This window comes from Nitrosopumilus sp. K4, from assembly GCF_018128925.1.
GTDB lineage: Archaea > Thermoproteota > Nitrososphaeria > Nitrososphaerales > Nitrosopumilaceae > HKST03.
This window is the reverse complement of record NZ_CP067007.1, coordinates 659,031-670,875: the sequence shown is the minus strand read 5'-3', so window position 1 is coordinate 670,875 and position 11,845 is coordinate 659,031. Positions and strand designations below refer to the sequence as shown.

13 protein-coding genes are annotated in these 11,845 nt (G+C 34.2%); 7 read left to right on the top strand and 6 right to left on the bottom strand.

Translation table 11 applies throughout. The annotated features are described in order from the left end of the window. Window positions 1–4: 4 nt before the first annotated feature. The 4 genes from NsoK4_RS04030 to NsoK4_RS04015 all read right to left on the bottom strand — a co-directional run bounded on the left by NsoK4_RS04030 (window position 5) and on the right by NsoK4_RS04015 (window position 3,959). Window positions 5–169, bottom strand: coding sequence for a hypothetical protein (locus NsoK4_RS04030; RefSeq protein ID WP_211688387.1), 165 nt, complete (start codon window positions 167–169; stop codon window positions 5–7). A gap of 284 nt (window positions 170–453) precedes the next feature. Then, entirely contained in the window at window positions 454–1,542 is a 1,089-nt protein-coding gene (locus NsoK4_RS04025) for a PKD domain-containing protein (RefSeq protein ID WP_211688385.1), read from the bottom strand. A gap of 183 nt (window positions 1,543–1,725) precedes the next feature. Beyond that, window positions 1,726–2,205: an HNH endonuclease gene (locus NsoK4_RS04020; protein WP_249111186.1), complete on the bottom strand. Its 480-nt coding sequence runs from the start codon at window positions 2,203–2,205 to the stop codon at window positions 1,726–1,728. 617 nt (window positions 2,206–2,822) lie between these two features. Then, window positions 2,823–3,959 carry a tyrosine-type recombinase/integrase gene (locus NsoK4_RS04015; RefSeq protein WP_211688380.1) on the bottom strand — a complete coding sequence of 379 codons (1,137 nt, stop codon included), beginning with the start codon at window positions 3,957–3,959 and terminating at the stop codon, window positions 2,823–2,825. A gap of 88 nt (window positions 3,960–4,047) precedes the next feature. On the opposite strand from NsoK4_RS04015, the gene NsoK4_RS04010 reads away from it, so the two are divergent. From NsoK4_RS04010 to NsoK4_RS04000, 3 genes are all read left to right on the top strand, one after another. Beyond that, complete coding sequence (locus tag NsoK4_RS04010; protein WP_371816026.1) at window positions 4,048–4,611, top strand: resolvase; 564 nt, start codon at window positions 4,048–4,050, stop codon at window positions 4,609–4,611. 52 nt (window positions 4,612–4,663) lie between these two features. Beyond that, window positions 4,664–5,140, top strand: a complete 477-nt coding sequence (locus NsoK4_RS04005) for a hypothetical protein (RefSeq protein ID WP_249111155.1) — start codon at window positions 4,664–4,666, stop codon at window positions 5,138–5,140. Between the two features lie 70 nt (window positions 5,141–5,210). Continuing rightward, complete coding sequence (locus NsoK4_RS04000; RefSeq protein ID WP_211688374.1) at window positions 5,211–5,531, top strand: hypothetical protein; 321 nt, start codon at window positions 5,211–5,213, stop codon at window positions 5,529–5,531. Between the two features lie 304 nt (window positions 5,532–5,835). On the opposite strand, the gene NsoK4_RS03995 is transcribed toward NsoK4_RS04000, so the two are convergent. Next, window positions 5,836–6,210, bottom strand: a complete 375-nt coding sequence (locus tag NsoK4_RS03995) for a hypothetical protein (protein WP_211688372.1) — start codon at window positions 6,208–6,210, stop codon at window positions 5,836–5,838. A 105-nt stretch (window positions 6,211–6,315) separates the two neighbouring features. On the opposite strand from NsoK4_RS03995, the gene NsoK4_RS03990 reads away from it, so the two are divergent. The 3 genes from NsoK4_RS03990 (at window position 6,316) to NsoK4_RS03980 (ending at window position 9,551) form a co-directional block, all read left to right on the top strand. Then, window positions 6,316–6,735 carry a hypothetical protein gene (locus NsoK4_RS03990; protein ID WP_249111152.1) on the top strand — a complete coding sequence of 140 codons (420 nt, stop codon included), beginning with the start codon at window positions 6,316–6,318 and terminating at the stop codon, window positions 6,733–6,735. A 68-nt stretch (window positions 6,736–6,803) separates the two neighbouring features. Beyond that, a complete protein-coding gene (thrC, locus tag NsoK4_RS03985; RefSeq protein WP_211688369.1) occupies window positions 6,804–8,144 on the top strand; it encodes a threonine synthase in 1,341 nt (446 codons plus the stop codon). 153 nt (window positions 8,145–8,297) lie between these two features. Continuing rightward, window positions 8,298–9,551: a hemolysin family protein gene (locus NsoK4_RS03980; protein ID WP_211688367.1), complete on the top strand. Its 1,254-nt coding sequence runs from the start codon at window positions 8,298–8,300 to the stop codon at window positions 9,549–9,551. Window positions 9,552–9,553: 2 nt separating this feature from the next. Here NsoK4_RS03980 and NsoK4_RS03975 read toward each other — a convergent pair whose 3' ends face one another. Beyond that, window positions 9,554–10,603 carry a type II glyceraldehyde-3-phosphate dehydrogenase gene (locus NsoK4_RS03975; RefSeq protein ID WP_211688365.1) on the bottom strand — a complete coding sequence of 350 codons (1,050 nt, stop codon included), beginning with the start codon at window positions 10,601–10,603 and terminating at the stop codon, window positions 9,554–9,556. Window positions 10,604–11,112: 509 nt separating this feature from the next. Here NsoK4_RS03975 and NsoK4_RS03970 point away from each other — a divergent pair. Further along, window positions 11,113–11,817 (top strand): thioredoxin domain-containing protein, encoded by a 705-nt coding sequence (locus tag NsoK4_RS03970; protein ID WP_211688363.1) that lies wholly within the window; start codon window positions 11,113–11,115, stop codon window positions 11,815–11,817. The last annotated feature ends 28 nt before the right edge of the window (window positions 11,818–11,845 follow it).

Here is an 11,845-nt window from a genome sequence, read left to right as displayed (position 1 = left end):
ATTGTTAGAGTATCTTTTGACTGTTTAGTTTCTGCCTGTTTCGATACGTTATGATATGCCATCGGATTATTGCCTTTAGTTTTTCCTCAACAGATAACTGATCTTCAATTGCTATTGACAAAAAGTCAAGATAGTCCTTGTCCTTGATGTCAATCTCTATTTTCCTCAATTCAACACCTGAATCCTAATTGATGTGTTGTCTCGTGAGATTTCCTTAGCATGATTAATGCAAAATCTCATTATCTGCTTGCAAAATGGCCTCTTGAATCCCTCTTCAAAGTGGTAAAACATCACCTGTGCATACGCTTCGCTATTACACCCTAACATATTACAAATCATGAGAAAATAACTAGGATATTTTGAGCCTAAAAGACTAGGTTATAGTGAAACACGGTTTAGATTTTGTTTCTAAATTAGCATATTATCTTTGTAATAATTTCCATTTTGTTATGTTTAGGACACAACAATTGTTACAGAATCAGTATCGGAACTTCCTTTATCATCAGTGACTGTAAGTTCGAATACCAATGTGTCTGCAGATACTGGCGAAGTAAATGTTGGAGATTCAGCAGTTTCATCAGATAATGTAACTAAGGTTCCAGATGTCTGTGTCCATGAATATGTAATTGTGTCACCATCAGGGTCAGAACTTCCAGAACCGTCAAGAGTTACCAACACGGATGTACCTATAGATTGATCAGAACCTGCATTAGACACAGGTGCATGGTTACCAGTTCCGCCTCCAGCAGTTGTTCCAATAATAAACATACTTGAGGATTTTGATACAGCTTTACCAAGATGAGATATAATAACATCTACAGTGTATTCCCCTGGCATAAATCGATCATTGACATAATATTCTCCAGCCCAGTGGCCGTTATTTGCCGTAACTCCCGACAGTGTGGCAACTTGTTTATTGTCAAGAGACAATATCACTTTTACATCTACACCATCTATCCTGCCATTAAAATCAGATTGTTTTGGATTTGAATTAATTTTACCATCAAAAGCCTGCACATCAATATTAAACGTGTCTTTCCAGTAAGTTCTAAAGTCATGTGAAGATGTCATCTTCAAGTCTGGAATGTATTTGGTTTTCTCTTTTTTTGGTTCTGAAACTATCACTTTATCTTCAGGTAATTTGAGTCCAGTAGTGACTGTCTGTTTTTTTAAACCATTATCAGTTGCAAAATAAACATTGATTTTGTAGTTATCTAAATTTTCCTGATATTTTCCATACATTACAATTCCTAGTTCTTTGTGAAGGATAGAAAACAATTTTCCATTTGAATACACCTTTAGTCGTGAATCACTAAGATCCACAACATCACCATACAATGTCATTGACAAATCTGCCAATGTAGGTTTGAATACAGTTTTTGTTCTCATTTCTTTTATTTCATCTGGACCAAACTCAAACTCTAATGTAAGAACGGAGTTTTGAGCTTTCATAGTGGTATCTTGTAATGAATTCAATGCATATGCAGGGTGTAGTAATAAGGGAATAAGAAATAGTGAAAATAACATAGATGTTTTCTTCATCACTTTAGCTTTGTATCCACATATTTATGAAATTTAGTGTGCATAATTACAACAAAAAGTTCTAAAAAATGACCTCAAATGGTTCAAAATTACACATAAACCCCTCATAAAGTGCCTTTTTTTGTTCCTACTCCTGACTAAATTTCATTATTTTCGTTTTTTACGCATGCATCTGCCTAAAAATCAAATGTGATAGAAATCATCTTTGTATTCGATAAAATACTTTGAATTTTGTTTGGTTTTTTGATATATTCCAAATGAGGAATACAATTTCTTCAAATATCTTAAAGTGGTTACAGGGGAAACACCAAGATATTCAGCTCCAGAGTAAACTAATTCGTTCTCAGGCACAGATCCTCTTTCATTAATCTCATGAGCCACATATTTTTTAAATTCAGGTTCTTTTGTTCGGTTAATCTGTAATTCGGTTTTTTCATCTAAATTCTCACTCACACACTCATCGACTGGTCTTCTAGGATTCTTGACATAATTGCAACGCCTACATAGAATTCTAAGATTTTTTCTGTCATTGTTTGAATTATCATTATCTATGTGATCTATTACTAATTGCATTTCTTCTGGATTTCGTCGACAAAATTGGCAGAAATTACCATCCCTTAATGCTAGTTCACGATAGATTTTCTTTCGTGTTGGACCATTCATTTTGCTCACTCATGCCAGCTCCTGACTATTTTTTCGATATTTTCTTGAACACCTCAGTAGATTTTTACAACAAAAACAACGCAATGATTTGGTAATAAAATATTTTTCACATTTTTTACATCGTTTTTGTCCATTTTTGTAGCCTAAGACCAACTGTGATTCAGGCCTCATATCACATAGACCCTTACAAGGAGAACTCAACATAATCCCTCTTAATATTTAGAATTCTTTCTTCAATGTCTTTTACTTCTCTACGATACTTAATTAGTAAAGAATGTAATTCAGATTCAGAATACGAATTAAGTTTAAATTCAGAAAAAGTACTAACTAATATGAACACCTCCGGTGTTTATTGTAGAATGTGCTTGTGGTTTGGTCGCTGTGAGCACATTCTCACTTTTTAATTTCATATTGTCAATAAGACAAACCTGATTAAATATCTGGTTAAAATAGATTTTTAAATCAGTGTAGTTTGTATTCCAATTTTTTTTATTCAACATAATTTGTTTTCTGAAAATCAATCTAATACTTATGAAGAACATTATCCAGTTAAACGTTATGCGTAGTTACACCATGTGTATCTTCATTTTGTACATCAATAGAATTTGATTATAGACCTACAGATGAGATAATCTTTGTTCAATCATTCTAATCTTTTCAGTTCTCTCTTCTTTCATAGATAATAGCTTGAACAGTTCTTTCATTTGGGATTCAAGATATCCTATTTTTTCATCATTATCTAAAACTTCAACAGTTTCATAAATCATCAGATGGTTTTCAGCTCGTTTGTATTTCTCAGACATCTTGTCTTGATTTCGAATGTATTGCTGAAGGTATTTTTTATGGCCAATAATTCCATGTCCAAAGGATTCGTCTATGGCCTCAGCACACTGGGTTGCAGTATACGCTCTAAGTGAGTGAAGATTCTTCTTGTATCTGCCATTTTCTTGGTATTTTTCATCAAACACAGGATAATCTTGCTTAATTTTGTCTCGAAGATACCAGTAATAGTTTTCAGCGTTGACAGTTGCAGTCATCTGATCATCATTTGTTCCAAAAACCAAGTCATCATCGCCTATCTGATTCAGTCTACCTATGAGCATTGGTGCAGTCTCTCTTGTAACATATGTAGTTCTAGTCTTCTTTGTCTTTGTAATGTTTGCAGGAACAAGAATTTCAATTGGATTCTTGGTTGTATCGATGTGTTTTTTCCTGATTGCCACTGATTCGCCTACTCTGAGCCCAGAGTCTTTTAGAACCATATAATGGAGCTTGTGCTTTGTTCGGGCATAATCACATAGGATTCTTACTTCGTCTTTTGTAAATGGTTCAGGATCAAAGTCGTTTGGTTCTGGAATACAGAGTTTCTTTTTGAAATTTCTAGCATACAATTCAATTCCATAAACACCTTCTAAAACAGCCCTGATGATTGATGTATATGCACTGATTGTCCTTGACGATTTTTTCTTGTGAGATAATGTTTTTCCATATACTACATGGTATTTTATTTCAGGATGGTCCTGTTGACACCAAATTGAAAACTTTTTGAGAATCATAATCAGATGTTCGTTTATCGTTTCTTTTGGACACTCTTTTACAATCTTATCAAAGGATTTTGAATATGTGATATTGGTGAAGATGTTCAGTATTCTCATTGTTGTTCTTGCCAGTTTTTGGACAGATTTTGGCCTTGTTGCTATGAATTCCTCAAAGGTCAGTTGTTCTTCCATTGGAGATTGTGCTTGTTTTATCATTAATAAGAAACGAATAACTCAAGGAATTTTAACGGGTATTATGTAATTACCCACTTCTCTATATCTAAAAAAGGAACAAAGCATCATGATGTCAAAAACAATTGCAATCACAGTTTCAAAACCAAAGGCTAACAGGAAAAATAAAAAGAAAAACCAAAAAATTGCCAGGACTCGAAGGCAGCGAGGATACAACTGGGAAGACACTCTGGTTAAAAGATTTAATTCAGTTTCAGATTGGAGGGCATTTAGACTAGGCTCTCCAAGTATTGCATTACCAGACGTATTGGCTGTAAATACATTAGATAGTTCTATTTTTACAATTGAAGCAAAATCTGGGACAAGCACATCACTTCCGGTACCTGCAGATCAAATTGAGAGGTGTAAAAAATGGACAGACACATTTGACATTTACAAGAAAAGAAATGTCATTTTAGCATTCAAATTTTTGTCAAAAAAAAGAGTAGGTCAAGGAATCTACGAAAATAGAGAATTAAGGGAGTTTTACAAAATCTGGGACGATGCCCTTCCTATCACTGATTGTGTGTGTACTTATGACGGAGTAATATATGCAAAAATTAACGGTAAAAGAGAAAAAATAGATCTAAAAGATCATCCAATGCCATTCAAAACAAAATATCGATCTAGTGCCTAAATCTTCAGTTTTTATCAGGATCATTTTTTAATGATTGACAAAGAATAAGATTATGTCAGAAGAAAAGAACGAGATAAAAGATTCTGAAATAATCGTATCCGATAACGACACTAAAATTGAATCATTGTTAGAGACAGTATCAGAGGCAGAAGATTCACGAAATTCAAGAATCAGTTTTGAGGAATTTACAGATGAGAGGTTACTTGTAAGCCATGATGCATTTGGAAATAAACAGATGAAGATCAAAATATTGGAGGTTTCAGATGAAACAGCCCCAATAAAATGGAAGTTTGGAGACAGAGTAAAAGTAAACAAAATTTTAGTTACCGTAAAACACCTAAGCACTCAAGAAGTTGAAGAAGGTGAGTTTGACATAGAAGCAATTGAAAGGGAATTAGCTGAAAAACGTCATTATACCTCAACAAATAGATGGGTGCCTGCAAGTGATATCAAAAATGGATATGTGGTAGGGTCACGTCATACAACATTGATCAGTGATGCTTCTGCACTAGATTACATCATTTTTTAAAAAACTAATCTCTGTGCATGTTACAAGCAGAACTAAAAACATTTAAGCATTAAAATTTGAAATCTCAGATATGAGTTCAAAAGAATTTGATGTAAACGGTACGGATTACAGAATTGTCTTAACTGATCAAGTTATTGGTCAAATTAACAATCTCAAAAATCTTTACAATGCAGCATATGAGGATCCTGAAAGTTTCGAGGATGTTAGTGCCGAAATTTCTAATGTAATTAATGAAATTGCAGGTAATGTCGAGCCAGAAGCTGAAGACAGTGATCTTGACGGAATAATTCAAGAGATCATCAAAGCCGTAGATAACAAAGCTGCAGAAATTGAAAAAGAACTCGAAGGTAAACCTGAAAAAACCACAAAAAAATCAAAATCTAAAAAATAGAACCATTTGACCTGAAAATCAGGAAAATTGTAGCATTAGTTATATTCTAAACAAAACAAAGAGAATGCATGGCAAGAAGCTGTGAATGTGGTATTTGTGATCATCACTCTGAAGAAGAGTGTATTTCAAAAGAATGCAAATGTTGTTTAAATTTCCATGTCAGGTCAGGCCCAAAAAGAAAGTAATTTTTCACAGTATTTTCAATCATCCTTAAAACAAGAACACCTTTTTGACACGTGTTTTGAGCAACCAATAAGCTTGTGGTCTTTACATCCACACAATACGCATTTTTTTGGTTTTTCAATCAAAGATCTTCAATAATAGTTTCGATGTTTGTGATTAATTTCTTGTCTTGTAAGGATTCCAATATTTTTAGTCTAATGTTTTTGATTCTGTTTGTATCTTCTGAATACAGCGGAGTCATTGTTTGAATTTCTTTTTCAAAATAATAGCTTTCAAGATAATAATTTAATTTTGATTTAAGAGTTTCAAGGTTTTTTGAATCATAGTTCTCAGAATCTAATTTTGTGACAAGTACGTTAAAAAACCCATTAATTTTCAACAATTCCTTTTCTATAATGGCCAAGTCACCCGGCTTGTCATTTAATGATTGTAAAACAGAATAGGAATCTAATATTTTTTGTAAAATACTTGCCAAATACTCCTTCCATGTAACCATAATTTTTTCTAAAAATTCATTCAATCTAAAGTTTAGCAATTATGGCAAATATCCAAATTGATTATGAACAATACGCTTAATTTGACTATTTTCTTACCGATTAACATGATTAACCCTGAATTAATGAAACTCTTAGAATCAATCGATGTACTAGACATGTTACGTGATTCGGTAACATACCAACTACAGAAACTACGTAATGTTGAAAAAACTTCCGAGGGGAGGGATTGGTATCAAGAATTACCACAAATAGTCAAAGAAAAATTTGACAATTACAAGACAGACTATGAACACCTTGATCAAATTTTAAAATTAGAGCCTGAACAGATCAACGTAGAAATGAATAAGGGTTATTATTACTGGCGATTAATTCGTTCTGCATGTACTACATATAGAAATGATCTTTCAGATTATGATCAGCAGTTATTTCAAGAATTCAACCTAAAAGAAACAGAAGCAATTTCTGACAATATAATACTAAACAAGTGTATCGGGGTTTTAGATCAACACGTAGTTGAAAAATAGATAATTTTTATTAAAATCAAGAAATTACTTCTAACTTTAAATTATCAAGTTTTGTCTCCTAATTAACAATGCAGGGCGATGCTTTTCTAAAGTGTATAAATCCACAATGCGGGTTAGAATACCCAATAGAAAGCACAAATGTTCAATGTGAAAAAGGACATTTGTTAGATGTAAAATACAAAAAAACACCATCAGATAACCTCAAAGAAATTTTTTCAAATCGTGGAAGAATGGATCAAAACATCATTTTCAATGAAAGTGGTGTTTGGAGATTTCGTGAACTGTTAAACTTTTGTCAAATAGATACAGAAAACATAGAACAATGCAGTAAGTTTTTGGTTTCATTAGATGGGTCTGAAGGAAGACAATCAAAGCCATATCATATGACAAAGGCTGCAGATTTTATTGGGATTTCAAGTAATAATTTGTGGTTGCAACCAGAGGGTTACAATCCCAGTGGTTCATTCAAAGATAATGGAATGGCAACAGCTGTAACTCATGCAAAAATGGTAGGTGCAAAAAAAATTGTTTGCGCTTCCACAGGAAATACTTCAGCTTCTGCAGGGATGTTTGCAGCAAATGAGGGAATAAACTGTGATGTGTATATTCCAGCAGGTCAAATTGCACCTGGAAAATTAAGTCAAGCATATCAATTTGGAGCTCAGATTGTAGAGGTAGATGGAAATTTTGACGATGCATTAAGACAGTCATTAGATGATGCAAAAAACCATGGAGGTTATACAGTTAATTCCATCAATCCATTTAGAATTGAAGGTCAAAAAACAATTCCATTCAGAGCATTAGAGTATCTAAAATGGGAATCCCCTGACTGGATTGTATATCCTGGTGGGGCACTTGGAAACACATCAAGTTGTGGCAAGGCACTAATGGAACTTTATGAGTGGGGATGGATTAAAAAAATTCCAAGAATAGCTGTAATTAATGCTGAAGGTGCAAACACATTATCTGATTTGTACAATGGAAAATTTGAAGATGAGGAATTAAGATGGAATAAAGGAAACCCAAATGCAGAGTTAATTGACAGGTATTATGCTCATTTAGATAAAGAAAACAAGAGGCCAAAGACAAAAGCAACAGCAATTCAAATTGGAAGGCCTGCAAATATTCTCAAGGGATTACGTGCATTGGAATTCACAAACGGAGTCGTGACCTCAGTTTCAGATTCAGAGATGTTAGATGGGATGTCAGTTGTAGGGCTCAATGGGTTTGATTGTGAAATGGCATCAGGTGCATCGGTTGCAGGGATTAAAAAATTAATGAATGAGGAAATCATCAAAAAAGATGACATAGTGGTAGGAATCCTCACAGGTCGTCAAAAAGATGCAATGTTGCCAGTAGAATACCACAACAACCCTCAAAACAAATTTGCAATTCCTCCAAAAAATTAGCCTCAAAATAGTTGTCCAAAATAACCTTAGCGCAAACAACAGATAAAACCTTAAATGGCAAAATTTAGTTTTAAAGATAACCAAGAGATGGTGTATAAAACATAAAATGAATGACCAAGGTCGTTATTCTGATTTAATTTTCTGGAGGGTTCCATGGTAGATCTTTGGATGGAATTAGCTGCCCTAGCGGTACTAATAGGACTATCAGGATTTTTTAGCGGATTAGAAGTTGCACTGGTTGGGACTAGAAATTCTAAAGTTAATCAATTAAGAAAACAGAAAGAAAAAGGAGCTGAGGCACTTTACAAATTAAAACACAATCCAGGATGGATGATGTCCAGTGTAAATCTTGGAAACAACTTGGTAAATGTAGGGTCATCTGCATTTGCAACTAGTGTGGCAATTCGTATTTTTGGAGATGAAGGGCTAGGAATTGCAGTAGGAATAATGACTTTTTTGATCTTAGTATTTGGAGAAATCACCCCAAAAACATATTGTAATGCAAATGCAACAAAAATTGCATTAAGATTTGCGCCAGTCTTACTTATTTTCAGCTATGTGTTTTGGCCTGTCGTGAAATTATTTGAAATAATAACTCGAGGCATGGTAAAATTAACAGGAAGTAGTTACCATTCTCCACCGATTACCGAAGATGAAATTAAAGGAATTGTAGAACAAGGATTAGTAGATAAGGCGTTAGAAAAAGATGAAAGTGATCTTGTTCACAGTGCATTAGAGTTTGACGACACAGTAATTCGAACTGTAATGACACCCAGAACAAAGATGTTCACCTTACCTTCAAAGATGCTTCTGTTTGAAGCTCTACCACTAATCAACCAAAATGCACATTCAAGAGTTCCAGTTTTTGGAGAAACCAATGACGATATTGTAGGATTTGTTCACGTAAGAGACATCCTAAAAGAAATGGAGGGCGAAAAGGAGATGAAAACATTAGAACAAATTGCCAGAAAACCCGTATTTGTATCACAAGAAAAAATGGTGAGTTCCCTACTAAAAGAAATGAAGGGAAGAAAAACACACATGGCAATAGTAATCGACGAACATGGGGGAGTTGAAGGCCTAGTCACACTAGAAGATTTGATTGAAGAAATTATAGGAGATATTGAAGATGAAACAGATGTTACACCACCGGTTGACTATCAATCAGTAGACAGAGACACTATTGAAACAAACGGATCTATTGAAATAGAACGTGTTAACGAGATTTTCAAGGCAAATTTGCCAGAAGGAGATGACTACAGTACACTAAGCGGGCTATTACACGAAAAACTTCAAGACATTCCCCAAGAGGGAGACAAGTTGGAGATTGAAAACTTGAGAATAGTGGTTGAAAAAGTTACCAAAAACATTCCAGAGAAAATCAGAATAGAAAGAATGAAAAAATAACTCTATGTTCTAGCAAAACGCTCTTGTAATTGCATCTTTTTTTCTTTCATGTTAAAAATCGATTCCGTATGTTTGAATGCTTCCTCATAAGGTTTCTCAAATAGCATTGCTTGCATCAACATATGGTTTTCAGGAATGACAATTCCAGTTTGATCATCAGAGTACATCATCTGGATAGTATCTCCAATAGATACGGTCATGTTAGCATGAATGTGGATCATGTTAGTATCTGTAAAATTAAAGTTCATGGTATTTGCATAATCTCTAACATCTTTTGTTCCTTTTGCTGTCCAAAGAGTCGCTACACCATATTCATTTTCAAATAATTTGTGCAATTCATCTGGAGATGGGGCAGTCTCATTGAATCGAATATCCATTATGTGTAAGTGCATCTGTCTTGTTGGAACTTTGACAGCTCTAACAAATAGAGGGGCATCTTTTCCAAAATACTCTTTTACATCTTCACCATGATGAGGTTTTTCAGTCATTTCAATAGTATCAGACAGTTTTTTGTCTGTTTGTTCAATATCTGCCCAACGTCTAATCAAAGTAACATCAAATCTCTTTAATCTATCACCATATTTTTCGCGTAATGGTTCAAGAATTCTACCCATACCAGTGACATTACAGCTTCCTTGCATGACATGTTTCTTTCCAAATGCTTCAGTGTAATTTGCTCTCGAATTAAAGAGAAGATCAGAAACTGCCTCATCGCCATGCACTGCCTCACCTCCCTGGTAGATAGCCATAAGATTTCTAGGCTCATAGAGATTTTTTTTGTTCTTAAATCCATGACCTCCAGGAGCCGCATCGATAACCAAGTCACAGTCATCTAGTGCAGATTCAATGGAACCTGCAATTTTGAAGTTCTTAAAATCATCAAGTTTCTTTTCAGGCACATAAACATTCAATCCCCTAGATATTGCAACATTAACATCATCATCAGGAGAATATTTCCCAACACCAATTACAGATATCTCAGGATCATCTTTTAGAAAAGAAGTAATTCTACTACCAATGGAGCCGTATCCATTGACAAAAATTTTCTTCATGAATTTTCCATACAAATCCCATTTATTTAGGTATGATTTTGACAGATAGGAAATTTATCAGTCAAATTTTGGAAGGTGTCCGATTCAGATGCTACAAATGATAAAAATGATGATTTGATGATTTTATCAGAATATATGTTAAGATCCCATTTCAATGAAACTGCAAAAACAGATGTAAAAATTTATGATAAAACACAAAATACGTTTAGAGGTTTTAATCAGAACCAAGGTACATTTCAGATGCAAATGTTACAATTACAGTGTGTTCAGTAAGAAAACATCATTGAAAGGTTTGAAGACGGCAAATCAAAAGGGATTGTTCACTGTAGCATTTTTTATTTCTGAAAACAACCCCAAGAAACTTCGACAGTAAACATAACTGTAGAAGACAAGGATTCAAAATCATCAAAAACATCAGAAATGTTTATCTTAGAAACAAAACCTGATGGCGTAAAAGCATCGCTATGACATCCCAAAAGACTAAATGATGTAAAAGGTTCCCAAAAACATTGATTCATGGTCCTTCTGTAGGAATTGGTGCAGGAATTACAGCTGGAATAATAATCGCTACATTTTTTGTAATGGGAAATTTTGCAGACCAAAAGGAATTAGTCATGGAACAAACACCAACTAACGAAGAAGCAGGACCACCCAAGATCACAATGGCTACATTTTTGGAAAACACTTCGCCTGTTTTGGGCAATCCAAATGCACCAATCACCCTTGTAGAATTTGGTGACTATCAATGTCATTTTTGTAATGTTTTTTTCCACAATACTGAGGGGAGTATCCTGAAAAATTTTGTTGAAACGGGTAAAGTAAAGATGGTTTTCAAAGATTACACAATAATCGGTCCAGATTCAGTTACTGCAGCACATGGGGCTCATTGCGCAGATGATCAAGGGATGTTTTGGGAATACCATGACATACTATACAACAATTGGAATGGAGAAAATAACGGATGGGCGTCATCAGATAATTTGTTCAAATTTGCACAAGAAGTAGGTCTCGATATGGATGAATGGTCTGAATGCATGACAAATTCGAAGCATTCACAAATAATTCTTGCAAGCAACAATGATGCAAAGGCATTGGGATTAACTGGAACTCCGTCATTTTTTGTGATCGGTCCAGACAACAAAGTTACAAAGATCTTCGGGGCACAGCCATATTCACAATTTGAGAAAATTTTCAATTCCATGCTGGAAAATTAGTAAAAATATCGATCAATTTGAAAAAATT

What these genes read in the sequence shown, in the direction of transcription:
- NsoK4_RS04025 (WP_211688385.1), bottom strand. Translation starts at nt 1,542, where the DNA reads ATGAAGAAAACATCTATGTTATTTTCACTATTTCTTATTCCCTTATTA.
- NsoK4_RS04020 (WP_249111186.1), bottom strand. Translation starts at nt 2,205, where the DNA reads ATGAATGGTCCAACACGAAAGAAAATCTATCGTGAACTAGCATTAAGG.
- NsoK4_RS04015 (WP_211688380.1), bottom strand. Translation starts at nt 3,959, where the DNA reads ATGATAAAACAAGCACAATCTCCAATGGAAGAACAACTGACCTTTGAG.
- NsoK4_RS04010 (WP_371816026.1), top strand. Translation starts at nt 4,048, where the DNA reads ATGTCAAAAACAATTGCAATCACAGTTTCAAAACCAAAGGCTAACAGG.
- NsoK4_RS04005 (WP_249111155.1), top strand. Translation starts at nt 4,664, where the DNA reads ATGTCAGAAGAAAAGAACGAGATAAAAGATTCTGAAATAATCGTATCC.
- NsoK4_RS04000 (WP_211688374.1), top strand. Translation starts at nt 5,211, where the DNA reads ATGAGTTCAAAAGAATTTGATGTAAACGGTACGGATTACAGAATTGTC.
- NsoK4_RS03995 (WP_211688372.1), bottom strand. Translation starts at nt 6,210, where the DNA reads ATGGTTACATGGAAGGAGTATTTGGCAAGTATTTTACAAAAAATATTA.
- NsoK4_RS03990 (WP_249111152.1), top strand. Translation starts at nt 6,316, where the DNA reads ATGATTAACCCTGAATTAATGAAACTCTTAGAATCAATCGATGTACTA.
- thrC (WP_211688369.1), top strand. Translation starts at nt 6,804, where the DNA reads ATGCAGGGCGATGCTTTTCTAAAGTGTATAAATCCACAATGCGGGTTA.
- NsoK4_RS03980 (WP_211688367.1), top strand. Translation starts at nt 8,298, where the DNA reads ATGGTAGATCTTTGGATGGAATTAGCTGCCCTAGCGGTACTAATAGGA.
- NsoK4_RS03975 (WP_211688365.1), bottom strand. Translation starts at nt 10,603, where the DNA reads ATGAAGAAAATTTTTGTCAATGGATACGGCTCCATTGGTAGTAGAATT.